The 17,463-nt window shown below is 66.8% G+C and carries 16 protein-coding genes; 13 read left to right on the top strand and 3 right to left on the bottom strand.

Going from position 1 to position 17,463, the window contains the following annotated elements; translation table 11 throughout:
* The first annotated feature begins 36 nt into the window (after window positions 1-36).
* The 10 genes from aliA (at window position 37) to WIT60_RS00770 (ending at window position 10,119) form a co-directional block, all read left to right on the top strand.
* Entirely contained in the window at window positions 37-1,707 is a 1,671-nt protein-coding gene (gene aliA, locus WIT60_RS00725) for a cyclohexanecarboxylate-CoA ligase (RefSeq protein ID WP_339582038.1), read from the top strand.
* 26 nt (window positions 1,708-1,733) lie between these two features.
* On the top strand, window positions 1,734-2,516 hold the full coding sequence (locus tag WIT60_RS00730; RefSeq protein ID WP_339582039.1) for an enoyl-CoA hydratase: 783 nt from the start codon (window positions 1,734-1,736) through the stop codon (window positions 2,514-2,516).
* Window positions 2,517-2,536: 20 nt separating this feature from the next.
* Complete coding sequence (locus WIT60_RS00735; protein ID WP_339582040.1) at window positions 2,537-3,730, top strand: acyl-CoA dehydrogenase; 1,194 nt, start codon at window positions 2,537-2,539, stop codon at window positions 3,728-3,730.
* Between the two features lie 28 nt (window positions 3,731-3,758).
* Window positions 3,759-4,508, top strand: coding sequence for an electron transfer flavoprotein subunit beta/FixA family protein (locus tag WIT60_RS00740; protein WP_320362896.1), 750 nt, complete (start codon window positions 3,759-3,761; stop codon window positions 4,506-4,508).
* A 23-nt stretch (window positions 4,509-4,531) separates the two neighbouring features.
* Window positions 4,532-5,464, top strand: coding sequence for an electron transfer flavoprotein subunit alpha/FixB family protein (locus tag WIT60_RS00745; protein WP_339582041.1), 933 nt, complete (start codon window positions 4,532-4,534; stop codon window positions 5,462-5,464).
* 105 nt (window positions 5,465-5,569) lie between these two features.
* On the top strand, window positions 5,570-6,421 hold the full coding sequence (locus WIT60_RS00750) for a branched-chain amino acid ABC transporter permease (protein WP_339582042.1): 852 nt from the start codon (window positions 5,570-5,572) through the stop codon (window positions 6,419-6,421).
* A 17-nt stretch (window positions 6,422-6,438) separates the two neighbouring features.
* The gene (locus WIT60_RS00755) at window positions 6,439-7,425 is read left to right on the top strand and encodes a branched-chain amino acid ABC transporter permease (protein WP_339582043.1); all 987 of its coding nucleotides are present in this window, start codon (window positions 6,439-6,441) and stop codon (window positions 7,423-7,425) included.
* Window positions 7,426-7,443: 18 nt separating this feature from the next.
* Window positions 7,444-8,163 carry an ABC transporter ATP-binding protein gene (locus WIT60_RS00760; protein ID WP_320362888.1) on the top strand — a complete coding sequence of 240 codons (720 nt, stop codon included), beginning with the start codon at window positions 7,444-7,446 and terminating at the stop codon, window positions 8,161-8,163.
* The gene (locus WIT60_RS00765) at window positions 8,160-8,864 is read left to right on the top strand and encodes an ABC transporter ATP-binding protein (protein ID WP_339582044.1); all 705 of its coding nucleotides are present in this window, start codon (window positions 8,160-8,162) and stop codon (window positions 8,862-8,864) included. Before WIT60_RS00760 ends, WIT60_RS00765 begins: the two co-directional genes overlap by 4 nt.
* A gap of 73 nt (window positions 8,865-8,937) precedes the next feature.
* Window positions 8,938-10,119, top strand: coding sequence for an ABC transporter substrate-binding protein (locus WIT60_RS00770; RefSeq protein ID WP_339582045.1), 1,182 nt, complete (start codon window positions 8,938-8,940; stop codon window positions 10,117-10,119).
* 115 nt (window positions 10,120-10,234) lie between these two features.
* Here the strand turns inward: WIT60_RS00770 and glpK are convergent, their stop codons facing one another.
* Window positions 10,235-11,761, bottom strand: coding sequence for a glycerol kinase GlpK (glpK, locus tag WIT60_RS00775; protein WP_339582046.1), 1,527 nt, complete (start codon window positions 11,759-11,761; stop codon window positions 10,235-10,237).
* A gap of 2 nt (window positions 11,762-11,763) precedes the next feature.
* Window positions 11,764-12,546, bottom strand: a complete 783-nt coding sequence (locus WIT60_RS00780; RefSeq protein ID WP_339582047.1) for a DeoR/GlpR family DNA-binding transcription regulator — start codon at window positions 12,544-12,546, stop codon at window positions 11,764-11,766.
* A gap of 190 nt (window positions 12,547-12,736) precedes the next feature.
* Between WIT60_RS00780 and WIT60_RS00785 the strand changes: the two genes are divergently transcribed.
* From WIT60_RS00785 to WIT60_RS00795, 3 genes are read left to right on the top strand one after another with little or no spacing between them, the layout of a single operon-like run.
* Window positions 12,737-13,915: a type IV pilus assembly protein FimV gene (locus WIT60_RS00785; protein WP_339582048.1), complete on the top strand. Its 1,179-nt coding sequence runs from the start codon at window positions 12,737-12,739 to the stop codon at window positions 13,913-13,915.
* 9 nt (window positions 13,916-13,924) lie between these two features.
* Window positions 13,925-15,538: a glycerol-3-phosphate dehydrogenase gene (gene glpD / locus WIT60_RS00790; RefSeq protein ID WP_339582049.1), complete on the top strand. Its 1,614-nt coding sequence runs from the start codon at window positions 13,925-13,927 to the stop codon at window positions 15,536-15,538.
* A 47-nt stretch (window positions 15,539-15,585) separates the two neighbouring features.
* Window positions 15,586-16,380, top strand: a complete 795-nt coding sequence (locus WIT60_RS00795) for an SDR family oxidoreductase (RefSeq protein WP_339582050.1) — start codon at window positions 15,586-15,588, stop codon at window positions 16,378-16,380.
* Window positions 16,381-16,396: 16 nt separating this feature from the next.
* Here the strand turns inward: WIT60_RS00795 and WIT60_RS00800 are convergent, their stop codons facing one another.
* Window positions 16,397-17,359: a PaaI family thioesterase gene (locus tag WIT60_RS00800; RefSeq protein WP_339582051.1), complete on the bottom strand. Its 963-nt coding sequence runs from the start codon at window positions 17,357-17,359 to the stop codon at window positions 16,397-16,399.
* Window positions 17,360-17,463: the final 104 nt, after the last annotated feature.

Here is a 17,463-nt window from a genome sequence, read left to right on the forward strand (position 1 = left end):
CAGCCGCCTTGAGAAAAGAGATTGAGGAGACACCCCATGGATTTCGATGCTGTTTTGCTGGCGCCCCGTCGCGCCGCCGCCGTGACCCAAGGTTACTGGCTGGATCGCACCATCAACGACGAGCTGGACGCGGCCGTGGCCGCCTGTCCGGACAAGCTGGCGTTGACCGCGGTGCGCGTGGAGAGCGGTGAAGTCACCCGCTTCACCTACGCCGAGATGGCGCGCCTGGCAGACCGCATCGCCGTGGGCCTCACCAAACTTGGTGTGGGCAAGAACGACATCGTGGGCCTGCAACTGCCCAACTGGTGGCAGTTCACGCTGACCTACCTCGCGTGCTCGCGCATCGGCGCGGTGCTCAACCCGATGATGCACATCTTCCGCGAGCGCGAGTTGTCCTTCATGCTCAAGCATGGTGAGGCCAAGGTCGTCATCGTGCCCAAGGTCTTCCGTGGTTTCGACTTCGAAGCCATGCTCAACGGCCTCAAGCCCCAGCTGCCCGACCTCCAGCATGTGGTGGTTGTGGGTGCTGTCGATGCCAACGGCCAGCCTGCGGCCAACAGCTTCGAAGCCCTGCTGACCATTCCCGAGTGGGAAAAGGACGCGGATGCGAAGGCCATCCTCACGCAGCACCGTCCGACGGCCGACGACATCACCCAGCTGATCTACACCTCGGGCACCACCGGCGAACCCAAGGGTGTGATGCACTCGGCCAACACGGTGTTTGCCAACATCGTGCCCTATGCCAAGCGTCTGAAGCTGGGTGCCGACGACACCATCTTGATGGCCTCGCCGATGGCCCACCAGACCGGTTTCATGTACGGCCTGCTGATGCCCATCATCCTGAAGACCCATGTGGTCCTGCAGGACATCTGGGAGGCCAAGAAGGGCATCGAGCTGATCAATGCCGAGAAGGTGGCCTTCACGATGGCCTCCACCCCTTTCCTGACCGACCTGACCAACACCGTGCAGGCGGCCAACACCAGCGTGCCCACGCTGCAAACCTTCCTGTGCGCGGGCGCCCCCATCCCCACCGCCCTGGTCGAGCAGGCCCGCGCCGTGCTGGGTGTGAAGATCGTGTCCGCCTGGGGCATGTCCGAGAACGGTGCCGTGACCACGACCCGCCTGGACGACCCCGACGAGCGCGCCTTCAACACCGATGGCTGCCCGCTGCCCGGCGTGGAAGTCAAGGTGGTGGACGTGGATGGCACCGAGCTGCCGCACGGTCAGGCCGGCAAGCTGCTGGTGCGTTCGTGCTCCAACTTTGGGGGCTACCTCAAGCGCCCGCACCTCAACGGCACCGATGAGCAAGGCTGGTTCGACACGGGTGACCTGGCCCGCATGGACGAGCACGGCTACATCCGCATCACCGGCCGCAGCAAGGACGTGATCATCCGCGGTGGCGAGAACATCCCGGTCGTCGAAATCGAAAACCTGCTGTATCGCCATCCCGCTGTGGCCCTGGCTGCCATCGTGCCGTATCCCGATGAGCGCATGGGTGAACGTGCCTGCGCCGTGGTGGTGACCAAGCCAGGTCAGTCGCTGAGCTTCGAAGAGATGGTGGCGTACATGAAGGACCAGAAGGTCGCGATGCAGTACATCCCCGAGAAGCTACTGGTTCAAGAATCCATGCCCTCGACCGCATCTGGAAAGATTCAGAAGTTCAAGCTGCGCGAAATGATCGCCGATATGGTCAAGCAGGCTCAGTGAGTGAGCCTTCAAGAGAACGATCTGCCATGAGCTCCACAGAACAACCGATCCTGACCTCCACGCAAGGCCGCGTCGGGATCATCACCCTCAACCGTCCGGCGCAGATGAACGCGCTCAACGACGCGCTGATGACCGCCCTGGGCGAGGCCTTGCTGGCCTTCGACCGTGACGAGAACATCGGTGCGATCGTGATCACCGGCAACGACAAGGCCTTTGCCGCGGGTGCCGACATCGCCGCCATGGCCGACTGGACCTACCAGGACGTGGTGCGCGATCAGTTCGTGACCCGCAACTGGGAAACCATTCGCCAGGTGCGCAAGCCCGTGATCGGTGCCGTGGCCGGCTTCGCGCTGGGTGGTGGCTGTGAACTGGCCCTGTCGTGCGACATCGTCATCGCGGCCGAGTCGGCCCGCTTCGGGCTGCCCGAAGTCAAGCTGGCGATGCTGCCGGGCGCCGGCGGCACCCAGCGCCTGCCGCGCGCCATCGGCAAGGCCAAGGCCATGGACCTGTGCCTGACCGGCCGCCTGCTCAATGCCCAGGAAGCCGAGCGCGATGGCCTGGTGTCGCGCGTGGTCGCCAACGAACAACTGATGGACGAAGCGATGGCCGTGGCCACCACGGTGGCGAGCTTCTCGCTGCCGGCCGTCATGAGCATCAAGGCCTGTGTCAACCGCGCCTGGGAATCGTCCCTGGCCGAAGGCATTGGCTTCGAGCGTCGCGAGCTGTATGGCCGCTTCGCCACCGACGACGCCCGCGAAGGCATGCAAGCCTTCCTGGCCAAACGTAAACCGGTGTTCCAGCACCGTTGATATTTTTCAAGGATCACACCATGTCTTCACACGCCAAAGCCTCTTTCCAATGGGACGATCCCCTGCTGCTGGACCAGCAGTTGACCGATGACGAACGCGCCGTGCGCGACGCCGCCCGCGCCTACTGCCAGGACAAGCTGGCCCCGCGCGTGCTCGAAGCCTTCCGCCACGAGAAGACCGACCCGTCCATCTTCCGCGAGATGGGCGAGCTGGGCCTGCTGGGCGTGACCATCCCCACCGAGTACGGTGGCTCCGGTCTGAACTACGTCTCTTACGGCCTGGTGGCCCGTGAAGTCGAGCGCGTGGACTCCGGCTATCGCTCGATGATGAGCGTGCAGCACTCGCTGGTGATGGTGCCCATCAACGAATTCGGCACCGAAGCGACCAAGCGCAAGTACCTGCCCAAGCTGTGCACCGGTGAGTACATCGGCTGCTTCGGCCTGACCGAGCCCAACCACGGCTCCGACCCTGGCAGCATGATCACGCGCGCCACCAAGGTGGAAGGCGGCTACAAGCTCAGCGGCTCGAAGATGTGGATCAGCAACTCGCCGATTGCCGACGTGTTCGTGGTCTGGGCGCAGTGCAACGAGAACGGCAAGGACGCCATCCGCGGCTTCGTGCTGGAAAAGGGCTGGAAGGGCCTGAGCGCCCCGGCCATCCACGGCAAGGTCGGCCTGCGTGCCTCCATCACCGGTGAAATCGTGATGGACGAAGTGTTCGTGCCCGAAGAAAACGCCTTCCCCGAAGTGCGTGGTCTGAAGGGTCCCTTCACCTGCCTGAACAGTGCCCGCTATGGCATCTCCTGGGGCGCCCTGGGTGCCGCCGAAGACTGCTACAGCCGCGCCCGTCAGTACGTGATGGACCGCAAGCAGTTTGGCAAGCCCCTGGCCGCCAACCAGCTGATCCAGAAGAAGCTGGCCGACATGCTCACCGAGATCACGCTGGGCCTGCAAGGCAGCCTGGCCCTGGGTCGCCTCAAGGACGCGGGCAAGGCACCGGTCGAAGTGACCTCGATCATGAAGCGCAACAACTGCGGCAAGGCCCTGGACATCGCCCGCCTGGCGCGCGACATGATGGGTGGCAACGGCATCTCCGACGAATTCGGCGTGGCCCGTCACCTGGTCAACCTCGAGGTGGTCAACACCTACGAAGGCACGCACGACATCCACGCCCTGATCCTGGGCCGTGCGATCACCGGCTCGGCCGCCTTCTGATTTCACACACGCCTCGGAGCACAACAAGATGAAAGCACTCGTCGCCGTCAAGCGTGTGGTGGACTACAACGTGAAGGTTCGCGTCAAAGCTGACCAGAGCGGCGTGGACATTGCCAACGTCAAGATGAGCATGAACCCCTTTGACGAAATCGCCGTCGAAGAGGCCGTGCGCCTGAAAGAGCAGGGCATCGTCACCGAGGTGGTGGCCGTGTCCTGCGGCGTGGCCCAGTGCCAGGAGGTGCTGCGCACCGCCATGGCCATCGGTGCCGACCGTGCCATCCTGGTCGAAAGCGATGCCGAGTTGCAGCCCCTGGCCGTGGCCAAGCTGCTCAAGGCCCTCGTGGACAAGGAACAGCCGGGCCTGATCATCGTCGGCAAACAGGCCATCGATGACGACAGCAACCAGACCGGCCAGATGCTGGCCGAGCTGGCCAACCTGCCGCAAGCCACGTTCGCGTCCAAGGTGGCCAAGGACGGTGACAAGCTGGTGGTGACCCGTGAGGTGGACGGCGGTGCCGAAACCCTGGCGCTGAGCCTGCCGGCTGTGGTGACGACCGACCTGCGTCTCAACGAGCCGCGCTACGTCACCCTGCCCAACATCATGAAGGCCAAGAAGAAGCCGCTGGACACCTTCAAGCCGGCTGACCTGGGTGTGGATGTGAGCCCGCGTCTGAAGACGCTCAAGGTCAGCGAACCGCCTGCGCGCTCGGCCGGCATCAAGGTGCCCGATGTGGCCACCCTGGTGAGCAAGCTGAAGAACGACGCCAAGGTCCTGTGAGGCCGCTGCAAGGAGACACACACATGACCGCACTCGTCATTGCCGAACACGACAACGCCACGCTCAAGGGCGCGACCCTCAACACCGTCACTGCGGCCGCCGCTTGCGGCGCGGAGGTGCACGTGCTGGTGGCAGGCCACAACGCCGGCGCAGCGGCCGCTGCCGCCGCCCAGATCGCCGGCGTCACGCAGGTGATCCATGCCGATGGCCCCAGCCTGGCGCAGGGCTTGGCCGAGAACGTGAAGGCGCAGGTCGTGAGCCTGGCCTCCGGCTACAGCCACATCCTGTTCCCGGCCACGGCTGCGGGCAAGAACGTGGCCCCCCGTGTGGCCGCCCGCCTCGACGTGGCCCAGATCAGCGATGTCACCAAGGTGGTCTCGGCTGACACCTTCGAGCGCCCGATCTACGCCGGCAACGCCATCGCCACCGTGCAGAGCGCCGACGCGGTGAAGGTGCTGACCGTGCGCACCACTGGCTTTGACGCTGCGGCCGCCACCGGTGGCAGCGCCACGGTGCGCACCGTGGACGCCGTGGCCGACTCGGGGCTGAGCACCTTCCAGGGCAGCGAGATCGCCAAGAACGACCGCCCCGAACTGACTGCCGCCAAGATCATCGTCTCCGGTGGTCGCGCACTGGGCTCGGCCGAGAAGTTCAACGAGGTGCTGACGCCCCTGGCCGACAAGCTGGGTGCCGCCATCGGGGCTTCGCGCGCCGCGGTGGATGCGGGCTACGCCGCCAACGACCTGCAGGTCGGGCAGACCGGCAAGATCGTGGCGCCGCAGCTCTACATCGCTGCCGGCATCTCGGGCGCCATCCAGCATCTGGCAGGCATGAAGGACTCCAAGGTGATCGTCGCGATCAACAAGGATCCCGAAGCCCCGATCTTCCAGGTGGCCGACTTCGGTCTGGAAGCCGATCTGTTCGCCGCGGTGCCGGAGCTGACGCAATCGCTGTGATCCGCTCTGAGTGAGTCCCTCCGGGTGCCCAGACAGGGAACAAGCCTGGCGGGGCCCGCTCCCCCTGTGGCCACCAGCCACACCTCCTGACAGGAGACACCTTCTATGTTGACCATCAACCTGTTCAACGGGCTGGTCTATGGCGCCCTGCTCATCGTGATGAGTTCGGGCCTCGCCTTGATCTACGGCCTGCGCCGCGTCGTGAACTTCGCGCACGGTGCGCTCTACATGCTCGGGGCCTACCTGGGCTACACCGTGGCCCTGCAGACCAATTTCTGGGTCGCGCTGGTGGCCGCACCGGCGATCATGGCCGTGGTCGGCGTGCTGCTGGACCGCTATGGCTTTCGCCTGCTGCAAGACCGCGAGCCCCTCAACGTGATGCTCGTCACCTTCGGTTTGCTGCTGATCCTGGAAGACCTGGTGGTCGCCATCTGGGGCAAGGGCAACTACTCCATCTTCACGCCCGAGCTGCTCAACTTCTCGGTGAACCTGTTCGGCCATGATCTGCCGGCCTACCGCATCGCGGTGCTCTTCATGGGCATCGCCGTGGCCGTGGGGCTGACGCTGTGGCTGCGCTTCTCGCGCATCGGCCTGTTCGTGCGTGCCGCCTCCACCGAGCCGGTCACCACTTCGATGCAGGGCGTCAACACCGACGTGCTGAGCGCCGGTGTGGTGGGCCTGGGCAGTGCGCTGGCCGGCTTGGCCGGTGTGGTCGCCGGTCCTTTCCTGTCGCTGTCGCCGCACATGAGCTCGGACGTGCTGATCGACTCCTTCGTCGTCGTCGTGATCGGTGGCCTGGGCTCACTGGCTGGCGCCTTCATCGCCGCCATCCTGCTCGGGATGATGCAGGCCCTGGGCGCCGTCTACCTGCCCGGCGTGTCCGTCCTGTTGCCCTTCCTCTTCATGATCGCTGTGCTGATCTGGAAGCCGTCGGGCCTGATGGGCAGCCGCACCTGATCGACCGGGAGAACCACATGAACATGAGTATGTCTCGCGTCAGCATCCTGTCCGTGCTGACCCTGATCCTGGGCGTGGGCATCATGACCTTCGTGACCTCCAGCTCGCTGCTGGCGATGTTCACGCAGGCCGTGGTCTATGCCATCTCGGCCTTGGGCGTGGGCTTCCTGCTGCGCCAGAACGGTCTGGTCAGCTTTGGCCACGCGCTGTTCTTTGGCGCCGCCGGCTACGGCATGGGCGTCATCCTGCAACTGGAATGGATGTCGGCCGAAGCCGCCATCTTCGCGGTGCTCGGCGGCCTGGCCGTGATGGGTTTCCTGATGGGCCTGGTGATCGTGCGGGTGCCCGGCATCGCCTTCGGCATGTTGACGCTGGCCATTGGCCAGATGGCTTACCTGCTGGCCACCCGCGCCACCGGCATGACCGGCGGCACCGATGGCATGAGCGTGGCCTGGCCCAACGAGGTGTTCGGCTTCTCGCAGTCGGTGCTGCTCAAGCCCGCGGTGCTGTTCATGATTGCCTGGGTGCTGATGGTGGTGGTCACCTACATCCTGCTGTGGGTCATCCGCACGCGCTTCGGTGCCATCACCGAGGCCATCCGCGACAACGAAGAGCGTGCCCGCTTCATCGGCATCACGACCACGGTGCCGCGTGCCCTCATCTTCGCCATCTCCGGTGTGGTCACCGGCATCGCCGGTCTGCTGTCCTCGTTCAACACCGGCTTCGTCTCGCCCGAGAACCTGCACTGGAGCGTCTCGGCCATCACCCTGCTGATGGTCGTGGTGGGGGGCTTCAAGCGCCCGGTCGGCCCGATCATCGGCGCCATCGTGTACTTCCTGTTCAAGGACCTGCTGGGTGAGTACGCCACGCACAGCAACGCCATCTTTGGCGCGGCGCTGATCGCGGTCATCGTGTTCTCGCCCGACGGGATCATCGGTGCCATCGAGCGAGCCTTCAAGGGCAAGAAGCCCGCCGGTGCGGCCCACCAGCCCATCAGCCACTGAGCGCCACAGGAGACACCCATGAGCCAATATGTACTGCAGGCCCAGGATGTGGCCATCCACTACGGCGGCGTCAAGGCGCTGGACGGCGTGGACATGACGCTGGAGAAGGGCCAGATCCGTGGCCTGATCGGCCCGAACGGCGCCGGCAAGTCCACCGTGATCGATGCCATCACCGGTCGCCGTCCGCTGACGCGCGGCAAGGTGACCCTGATGGGTCAGGACGTGAGCCACCTTGGGGCGGTCGAGCGTCGCGCCCGTGGCCTGTCGCGCAGCTTCCAGCGCACCTCCATCTTCCACGGCATGACCGTGCGGGCGCAGGTGGAGCTGGCGTCTTACAAGATGGGCATGGCGAACTCGGCCGAAGACGCTGAGGCCGTGCTCAAGGAACTCGACCTCGACCGCCTGGGCAACATCGTGGCCGAGGACCTGGGCTACGGCGAGCAACGCCGCCTGGACCTGGCCCTGGCCCTGGTGGGCCGTCCGCAGGTGCTGATGCTCGACGAACCGATGGCCGGCCTGTCGGTCAAGGAATCGCACGACCTGGCCAAGCACCTCAAGGCCTTGACCTCGAAGTGGGACGTGTCGGTGCTGCTGGTCGAGCACGACATGGACGTGGTGTTCGGCATCTCCGATGTCATCACCGTGTTCGAACTCGGCCGCGTGATCGCCCAGGGCGCCCCCGCCGAAGTCCGCGCCAACCCGCGCGTCCGTGAAGCCTACCTCGGGAGCACCGCATGACCGCTCTGTTGAACCTGCAAGGCGTCCAGTCCTACTACGGCTCGGCGCACATCCTCCACAGCCTGAGCCTGCACGTGAACGCGGGCGAGCGCGTGGGCCTGATCGGCCGCAACGGCGTGGGCAAGACCACCGTGGTCAACACCATCCTGGGCCTGGCCCAGATGAAGTCGGGTCACATCCACTTTGGCAGCAAGCCCATCACCAAGCCGCGCGCCTACATGGCCGCGCAAAACGGCATCGTCGTGGTGCCGCAGGGCCGCCGCATCATCGCCAACCTGACGGTGGAGGAGAACCTGCTGCTCGGCGCGGCCACGGGCCGCAAGGGCCACTGGAACGTGGCCGAGATCTACAAGCTCTTCCCCATCCTGAAAGAGCGCGCCCACACCTCGGGCACCGCCTTGTCGGGCGGCCAGCAGCAGATGGTGGCCGTGGGCCGGGCCTTGATGGCCAACCCCGATCTGATCCTGCTGGACGAGCCCACCGAAGGCCTGGCCCCGGTGATCGTGGACCAGCTCGCTGACATCTTCAACCAGGTGGCCGACCAGGGCACCGCGCTGTTGTTGATCGAACAGAACATGAGCCTGGTGGTGCGCGTGGCGCACCGCTATCTGGCGATGGCCAAGGGATCCGTGGTGGCCGAAGGCCGTGTCGAGAACACGCGCGAGTGCCTCAAGGACCTGGAAGAACACGTGATGGTGTGAGCCTTTTTTCGAATGTGGTGAATCGGCGGCCGGACCGCATCCGGCAGACATTGTTTGATTCGAGGAGACCATGATGAACAAGTACACGAAGATGACCCAGTTGCTGGCCGGTGTGGTGCTGGTCGCCAGCCTGCCGACCGCCGCCCTGGCTCAAGCCAAGGAACCTCTGAAGATCGCCCTGGTGGCGTCGAAGTCCGGTGGTTTCTCCACCATGGGCGCTGACGTGATCAGCGGCATCAAGTTCGCGGTGGACGAAGCCAACGCCAAGGGTGGTGTGGACGGTCGCAAGGTCGAGCTGGCCGAAGGCGACGACGAAAGCACGCCCGACGCCGGCCGCCGCGCCGCGGAGAAGCTGACCCGCGACGGCTACAAGTTCATCCTGGGTCCCATCACCTCCTCGATCTCGCTGGCCATCAGCCAGAACCTGACCCGTTGGGACGCCGCTTTCATCGGCACCATGGCCAAGGCCGACAAGCTGACCGCTGATGCTTGTAACCCCCGTTTCATCCGCACCAACCATTCCGACGCGATGGACCTGGCGATGATCAACCAGTGGGTCAAGGGCCTCAAGGGCAACAACTTCGCCATCTTGGCGGCCGACTATGTGTGGGGCCAGGACTCGGCCAAGTCCTTTGAAGCCGCCGTGACGGCCCAGGGCAAAAAGGTCAGCCTCAAGCTGTTCGCGCCCCTCGGCACCAAGGACTACGCGCCCTACATCCAGCAACTCAAAGCCGCCGGTGTGGACGCCATCTGGTTTGCCGACGTCTCGGGCGGTGTCAACTTCGTCAAGCAGGCCAACGACTTTGGCCTGAAGACCCCGCTGATCGGCCATGCGCTGGTCTCCAACTTCATCATCAATGCCACCGGCAAGCTGCTCGAAGGCACGCCTGGCAACGTGGGCTACACGCCTGACGTGAACTCGCCGGCCTCCAAGGCCTTTGCCGCGGCCTTCAAGGCCAAGAACGGCCGTCTGCCCACCGACACCGAAGGCCAGGCCTACAACGGTGCCATGGTGCTGTTCCAGGGCGTGAAGCTGGCCAAGAGCGTCGAGCCCGAAGCCGTGACCAAGGCCCTGCGCGGCGCCACCGTGGACACCCTGTATGGCAAGGCCACCGTGCGCGCGGCCGACAACCAGATGGTGATCCCGAACTTTGTGGCCCGCGTGAAGACCGCTGATGGCGTGCTGCGTCCGGTCATCGAGCAGACCTTCCCCGCCTCGATCACACCGGCCGCCTCGCCGCTGTGCAAGATGTGAGGGCCTGGGGGCGTTGAGCGCGCCCCCTCCTTTTGAATTCAGGTTTCAGAGCGCTTTGGGCAACCTTCGGGTTGCCCTTTTTTTTGCCTGGACGAGGCCGAGCGCGTGGGGTGTGTCAGCGCGCGCTCGCCTGCCGCACCGCATGCTCCCAGTGCGCCATGCGCGCCGCCGCTTCGTCACGCGACAGCTGCGGCTCAAAGGTGCGCTCGGCGCGCCACTGGCGACCGATCACGGCCGTGTCGGCATGCAGCCCGGTGCTCAAGCCAGCCAGGTAGGACGCGCCCAGCGCGGTCGTCTCCACCACCTTCGGTCGCACCACCGGAATACCCAGCAGGTCGGCCTGGAACTGCATCAGCAGGTCGTTGACGCAGGCGCCCCCGTCCACCCGCAGCTCGCGCAGCGCGCAGCAGCCCGAGGCCACGGCATCGCGGCTCATGGCCTGCAGCAGCGCGGCACTCTGGAACGCGATCGACTCCAGCGCCGCCCGTGCGATGTGCGCCACCGTGCTGCCCCGCGTCAGCCCCACGATGGCACCGCGCGCCTCGCTGTCCCAGTACGGGGCGCCCAAGCCGGTGAAGGCGGGCACGAACATCACGCCGCCGCTGTCGGGCACGCTGGCTGCCAGCTCTTGCACCTCGCTGGCGGTGCGCACCGCGTGCAGGCCGTCGCGCAACCACTGCACCACGGCCCCGCCAATGAAGACGCTGCCTTCGAGCGCATAAGCGCGCTGGCCGGGCAACTGCGCCGCCACCGTGCTCAGCAGGCCGTTGGCCGAAGGCTGGGTTTGTGCACCGGTGTGCATCAGCATGAAGCAGCCCGTGCCATAGGTGTTCTTGGCCATGCCGGCCTGAAACCCTGCCTGGCCAAACAGCGCGGCCTGCTGGTCGCCGGCCATGCCGCCAATGGGCAAGGCGCCCAGGCCGGCCAGGAAGTCGCCACTGCCCCAGATCTCGGGTTGCGCTTCGCCGTACACATGGCTGGAAGGGCGCACCTGTGGCAGCACCTCGCGGGGGATGTCCATCAGGCGCAGCAAGTCCTCATCCCAGTCTTGCGTGTGGATGTTGAACAGCATGGTGCGCGAGGCGTTGCTCACGTCGGTGGCGTGCACGGTGCCGCCGGTCAGGTTCCACAGCAGCCAGCTGTCCACGGTGCCAAAGGCCAGCTCGCCGCGCTGGGCCGCCGCGCGCGCGCCGTCGATGTGGTCCAGCAGCCATTGCAGTTTGCTGCCGGAAAAGTAGGGGTCGATGACCAGCCCGGTCTTGGCCCGGATCATCTCGGCCAGCCCTTCCTCGCGCCAGCGTGCGCATTGCGCCTCGGTGCGACGGTCCTGCCAGACGATGGCGGGGCCCACGGGCTGCCCCGTGTCGCGGCGCCACAGCACCGTGGTCTCGCGCTGGTTGGTGATGCCCAGGGCGTAGACCTCGCTGAGGTCATGGCCCAGGGTGCGCAACTGCGCCAGCGCGGCGTGGGCCGTGTCGCGCTGCGAGGTCCACAATTCCAGCGGGTCGTGCTCGACCCAGCCGGGGTGTGGGTAGTGCTGGCGCGTCTCCAATTGGGCACTGGCCAGAATGTGGCCGTGCTCATCGAAGACGATGCTGCGGGAACTGGAGGTGCCCTGGTCCAGGGCGAGGATCAAGGCCATGGTCAGGAGGCAATCGTCAAGGCCACGCCCCATTCCTGCAGCAAGGCAGGGAAGGGCGCCGGGGGCAGGGCTTCGGTGAACACCCGCTTCATGTCTTTCAGGTGCCCCACCTTGGCCAGCGCAGGCTGGTGGAACTTGCTGGCATCGGCCACCAGCCAGGTCTCGCGGGCCTGGCTCATCATGGCCTGGGCGGCGGGCAGCTCGCGCAGGTCACGGTCGCGCAGCGTGCCATCGGGGTCGATCCCCAGCGCGGTCACGATGCAGATGTCCACCTTGAACTGGCGCAGGTAGGCCACGGTGCTGTCGCCTTCGAGCGCACTGTCACGGCCCCGCAGCATGCCGCCGGCCACGTGCACCTTGCAGTCAGGGTGCTCGCTGAGCAGGCCGGCCACATGCAGGTTGTCGGTGATGACCTGCAGGCCGGTCTTCTTCAACAACTCGCGCGCCACGGCTTCGACCGTGGTGCCCACGCCCATCATCAGGCTGCTGCCATCGGGGATGGCGGCGGCCACCGAGCGAGCGATGCGCGCCTTGGCATCGGCCTGCACGGCCTGACGCTCCTTCCAGGCGGCCACGCTGGGGGCTTCGCGCGGCAGGCTCACCCCGCCGTGAAAGCGCAACAGCAGCCCGGCATCGGCGAGGCGCTGCACATCGCGGCGCACCGTCTGCATCGTCACGTCCAGACGCTGGGCCAGACGCTCGACCGACACGGCTCCCCGCGCCCGCACTTCATCGAGCAGCGCCTGCTGACGTGGGTTGGGACTCCAGGGGTTGGCAGGGGACATGGGGGACTCTCCGGGGCAAGGGGTGGCACGGCGCGGTGATGCCGTGGCAACGAAGAGATTGCAACATAAAAGCGCCCAAGCGCACCAGTTGTCGCAAGCATGCGATCACCGGACATGCGCGACTGTTGTCGCTCCCCCCTTCGTGCTAGAGTCAAAACGCACATCTTCTTACAGGAAGGTCCAAGACACGATGAAGCAGTGGAAGCAGGTTTCCGCCGTGGCCGCTGCGGCCATGGCCCTGGTTTCAGGGGGCGCACAGGCCCTGGGACTGGGGACACCCAACAGCCGGGCCATCCTGGGGGAATCCTTGCGGATCTCGGTGCCGCTGGAGCTGGAAACTGGCGAAGACACCGACGACGGTTGCCCGCAAGCCGAGGTCTACTACGGTGACGGACGCGTCGATGCTGGCAAGGTGATCCTGGGTGTGTCGCCGCAAAGCGGGCGCCATCGCGTGCTGACGGTGCGGGCCATCCAGCCCATCAATGAGCCGCTCATCGAGGTGAGCCTCAGCTACGGTTGCGGCGCCCGCCTCTCGCGCAAGTTCACGATATTTGCCAGCCCTCCCGAGTTCGTGCCCACCGTGGTGCTGCGCCCGGCCACCACCTCCGAGCCCGCAACCGACGCCCGCGTGAGCGAGGGCGCCGCCGCATCGGTCAGCGGCACGCGCGTGGCCACGGCGTCGGCGGTGCGCGCAGAGCCGGCCGCGCCCCGTGCCGTTCGACCCGTGCCGGTGCGTCGACCCGCCAAGGTGGCCGCGCCAGCTCCCGCGCCCCGTCCCAAGGCTCCGCCGGCGCCCCCCCCGCAGGCTGCCCCGGCACCGGTGCCGGAGCCCGTGGTCGCCCCCACCCCGGCGCCCACGCCGGCGGCGGTCCCTGCTTCGGCCAACCCGCCTGCCTCGGCGGTGGCTGCGGCGCCCAAGGCCTCTTCGGTCGTTGTGCGCAAGCCCGCACCGGCCCCCAAGCCGGCCCCCGTGTCGCGTCTGGTGCTCGACCCGGTCGTGCCCATGGCCGCCACGATGCCCGGCGCTGGCGCCAGCAGTGTGGCTTCGGCGGTGCAGCCCAATCTGGTCACTTCGCAAGCGGGCTCTGACCTCGATCGCCTGCAGGCACAACTGGCCCAAGACCGTCAGCGTCTCGACGAGATGGAAAAGCTCATCACCCAGTTGCGCCAGGAGGCTGAGCAGGCCAAGGCCGCTGCCTCCGGGGTGGGTGTGGGCCGACCTGCGGGCCTGTCCGATGCCAGCCATCCGGCCTGGTTGGTGGCCGTCTCGGCCGTGGCGGGCGCATCGCTGCTGCTCAGCGCCTACCTCCTCCTGCGTCTGCGCCGGCAGGATCAGGCCCGTGCCTGGTGGACCGATGCACCGCGCTGAGCTCGTTCGATGAGCCAGAGCGACCTGTCGCCGCTGCCCGAGGCCGATCACCACTGTGATGTGCTCGTGGTGGGCGGTGGCATCAACGGGGCGGGTATCGCTCGCGATCTGGCTGGGCGTGGCTGGCGCGTGCTCCTGTGTGAGCAAGATGACCTGGCCAGCCACACCTCGTCGGCGTCCACCAAGCTGATCCATGGGGGGCTGCGCTACCTGGAGCATGGCGCCTTTGGCCTGGTGCGCAAGGCCTTGATGGAGCGGGAGCGCCTGTTGCGTTCGGCGCCGCACATCATGCACCCCTTGTCCTTCGTGCTGCCCCACGATCCGCGCACGCGTCCGGCCTGGATGATCCGCCTGGGCCTGTGGTGCTACGACCACCTGGCGCCGCGCGACTTCCTTTCGGGCAGCCGGGCCGTGGACCTTAGTCAGAGCCCCTGGGGACAGCCCTTGCACCGTCAGTGGCGCCAGGGCTTCGTCTACACCGACGGTTGGGTGGACGACGCCCGCCTCGTGTTGCTGTGCGCGCTCGATGCCGCCGAGCAAGGCGCCCACATCCTGCCGCGGACCCGCTGCACGCAACTGCAACCCTATGGTGGCGGCTGGCGTGCCACCCTCGAGCGGCACCATGCCTTCACCCACCTTCCCACCCGCACGCTCACCGTGCAGGCGCGGGCCGTGGTCAACGCGGCGGGCCCGTGGGCCGAGCAGCTGTTGCGCGGCACCATGGGTGTGGTGGGCAGCGCCGCAGGCGGCGCGCGTGCGGCCAGCCGGGGGGCTCATCTGCGTCTGGTCAAGGGCAGCCACATCGTCGTGCCGCGCTTGTTCGAACACGACCACGCCTATCTCTTCCAGGGGGAGGACCGGCGTGTGGTGTTTGCCATTCCCTATGAGCGCGCGTTCACCCTCATCGGCACCACCGATGTCGACCACCCGGGGGATCCCGGCGTGGTGAGCGTGAGCGATGAGGAGGTGCGCTACCTGTGTGCTGCGGTGGGACGCTATCTGCGCCGGCCCGTTTCGCCTGACGAGGTGGTGTGGCGTTACGCCGGTGTGCGCCCCTTGCTTGACGATGCCACGGGTGCCGCCGCCGCGGTCACGCGCGACTATCGTCTGGAGACGCACACCCAGCCCGCGCCGTGGCTGACCGTGTGGGGCGGCAAGCTCACCACCTTCCGGGTGCTGGCCGAACAGGCTGCGGACCGCGTCGGCACCCTGTTGGGCGATCCGCGTGCCCGCTGGACCACGGAGGCCTTTCTGCCGGGCGGGCTGCTGCAGGCTGGCAGCGACACCGCCATGATCCCTGCCTCGCCGGTCGCCCAGTTGCGGGCCTTCCAGGCGCGTCTGCGCCAGCGTCACCCCTGGATGGACCTGGGCCTGGCGCGCCGCTGGAGCCAGGCCTACGGCAGCCGCATCGACCTCCTGCTCGACGGCGTGCGCAGCCGCGCCGACTTGGGCTCCGAAGTGGCCCCCGACCTGTACGAGGCCGAACTCTTCTACCTGCGTCGTCACGAGTGGGCACAGACGGCTGACGATGTGCTGTGGCGTCGCAGCAAACTGGGCCTGCACTACAGCCCCGCGCAACGTCAGGCCGTGGCCGACTGGCTGGCCGCTCAAGGTTCTGGCTGAGTCCCAGGTCGTGTCTCCCGTTTCAACCCCCACCTTCTGAGTTCTGCATGTCCCCGATACCTTCCACCACCTTGTTCGTGACCGGCGCTGCGGCGGGCATTGGTCGCGCGGTGGCCGAACGCTTCCTGGCCGCGGGCTGGTTTGTGGGCCTGTACGACGTTGACGAGGCGGGCCTGCAGGCTCTGCAGCAACGCTGGGGTCCTGAGCGCTGCGTGAGCGCCCGTCTGGATGTGAGTGCGGCCGACGACTGGCGGGCGGCGCTGAGCGGTTTCGCGGCAGCCACCGGAGGCCGACTGGATGTGCTCTTCAACAACGCGGGCATTGCCGTCACCCAGCCCTTTGAAGAGGCCGATCTGGCGCGCCACCACCGCCTGATCGACATCAATCTCAAGGGCCTGGTCAATGGCTGTCATCTGGCCTTCCCCTTGCTGCAGCGCACACCCGGCAGCCGCGTCATCAACATGTGCTCGGCCTCGGCCCTGTATGGTCAGCCCGAGCTGGGCACCTACTCGGCCAGCAAGGCGGCGGTGCGCAGCCTCACCGAGGCGCTGGACATCGAATGGCGCCGCCACGGCATCCGCGTCGTCGATGTGCTGCCGCTGTTCGTCAACACCGCCATGGTCACGGACGAGGTCAGCCGCATGAAAACCGTGGCGACGCTGGGCGTGCGTCTGGGGCCAGACGATGTCGCGGCCACGGTCTGGCGGTTGGCCACGGCACCGGCCGCCAGCTTGCCTGTGCACTCCTGTGTGGGTTGGCAGACGAAGCTGTTTGCGCTGCTCTCCAAGCTCTCACCGGGCTTCATGAACCGGCTGGTGACGGCCCGCATGGCCGGCTACTGAGACACTGACAGCGCGCTCAGCCTTCTTCGCGCGGCATCAGGAAGTGACCGCGTGCATTGGCCACCGGTCGCTGCGGGTCGTCCTGCCAGATCGAGACCTGGGCCAGCGCCACGCGGTTGCCCTGACGCACCGTCGTGCACTGCGCAAAGGTGTCCACCGGCTTGGCCGAGCGCAGGTAGGCGATGGCGAAGTCCACGCTGCGCGGGGCATCGGGGATGCCGGGGACCGTGTCCATCAGGTGCAGGATCATGGCGGTTTCCCCAAAACCGGCCAGCACCCCACCATGCAGCGCCGGCAGCATGGGGTTGCCGATCAGGTCGTGCTGGAAGGGCAGGCGGAACACCGGGCCTGCGTCCACCTGCGCTTGCTGGTGGATCTGCAGGAAGTCCACATAGGGCGAGCGGCCACCGGTGCGTGCCGGGGTTTCCGGCGTTGCGGCGGGGGTGCTGCGGATGTGATGGCTGGTGTCCAGGCTGGTGGGCGAGACCAGGTGTGAGGCGGCCTCGGCCGGCGTGGGCTGCTGGGCCGCGGGGGCCTTGCGGGTGCTGGCGGTGCCGCGCATGAAGGTCGCGTTGACCGTGGCGACGGGCTTGGCCTGCCCCAACTGGAACAGCTCGCCGCGCACGAAGGCCACGCTGCGTGACAGGCGGTGGCACTCGGCGCGGCAGGTCACATTCACGTTGGCCACCGGCGGGCGCAGGTAGTCCATGCGCAGGTCCAGCGTGGCGAAGGGCTCCATCTCTTCCATGGCGCTGCCCACGGCCAGGCCGCAGGCGGTGTCGGCCAGCACGCTCAGGCAGCCGGCGTGGATCAGGTTGCGCTGGGTGTCGCCCGTCCAGGTGGCGCGGGCGGGCAGCAGCAGCGTGACGAAGCCCTGACCGATGTCCACCACCTGCATGCCCGAAAAGGCGGCATACGGGATGCCCGAGACGAACGCCTGGGCCCAGTTGGTGCGGGAATCGCTGCTGAAGATGCTCATAGTCACAACCCGTCGAAATGCGCGAAAGGCGTGATTGTCTCTCTGCGCCGGCCCGTGTGCGTCAACCGCGCCACCTGGATATCCAGCCCCTCACTTTGGCATTG

The sequence above is a fragment of the Aquabacterium sp. G14 genome (genome assembly GCF_037482285.1).
Taxonomy (GTDB): Bacteria; Pseudomonadota; Gammaproteobacteria; order Burkholderiales; family Burkholderiaceae_C; genus Aquabacterium.

Bases quoted from the DNA above. Each gene is read 5' to 3' on its own strand.
- aliA (WP_339582038.1), top strand. From the start codon at position 37: ATGGATTTCGATGCTGTTTTGCTGGCGCCCCGTCGCGCCGCCGCCGTG.
- WIT60_RS00730 (WP_339582039.1), top strand. From the start codon at position 1,734: ATGAGCTCCACAGAACAACCGATCCTGACCTCCACGCAAGGCCGCGTC.
- WIT60_RS00735 (WP_339582040.1), top strand. From the start codon at position 2,537: ATGTCTTCACACGCCAAAGCCTCTTTCCAATGGGACGATCCCCTGCTG.
- WIT60_RS00740 (WP_320362896.1), top strand. From the start codon at position 3,759: ATGAAAGCACTCGTCGCCGTCAAGCGTGTGGTGGACTACAACGTGAAG.
- WIT60_RS00745 (WP_339582041.1), top strand. From the start codon at position 4,532: ATGACCGCACTCGTCATTGCCGAACACGACAACGCCACGCTCAAGGGC.
- WIT60_RS00750 (WP_339582042.1), top strand. From the start codon at position 5,570: ATGTTGACCATCAACCTGTTCAACGGGCTGGTCTATGGCGCCCTGCTC.
- WIT60_RS00755 (WP_339582043.1), top strand. From the start codon at position 6,439: ATGAACATGAGTATGTCTCGCGTCAGCATCCTGTCCGTGCTGACCCTG.
- WIT60_RS00760 (WP_320362888.1), top strand. From the start codon at position 7,444: ATGAGCCAATATGTACTGCAGGCCCAGGATGTGGCCATCCACTACGGC.
- WIT60_RS00765 (WP_339582044.1), top strand. From the start codon at position 8,160: ATGACCGCTCTGTTGAACCTGCAAGGCGTCCAGTCCTACTACGGCTCG.
- WIT60_RS00770 (WP_339582045.1), top strand. From the start codon at position 8,938: ATGAACAAGTACACGAAGATGACCCAGTTGCTGGCCGGTGTGGTGCTG.
- glpK (WP_339582046.1), bottom strand. From the start codon at position 11,761: ATGGCCTTGATCCTCGCCCTGGACCAGGGCACCTCCAGTTCCCGCAGC.
- WIT60_RS00780 (WP_339582047.1), bottom strand. From the start codon at position 12,546: ATGTCCCCTGCCAACCCCTGGAGTCCCAACCCACGTCAGCAGGCGCTG.
- WIT60_RS00785 (WP_339582048.1), top strand. From the start codon at position 12,737: ATGAAGCAGTGGAAGCAGGTTTCCGCCGTGGCCGCTGCGGCCATGGCC.
- glpD (WP_339582049.1), top strand. From the start codon at position 13,925: ATGAGCCAGAGCGACCTGTCGCCGCTGCCCGAGGCCGATCACCACTGT.
- WIT60_RS00795 (WP_339582050.1), top strand. From the start codon at position 15,586: ATGTCCCCGATACCTTCCACCACCTTGTTCGTGACCGGCGCTGCGGCG.
- WIT60_RS00800 (WP_339582051.1), bottom strand. From the start codon at position 17,359: ATGAGCATCTTCAGCAGCGATTCCCGCACCAACTGGGCCCAGGCGTTC.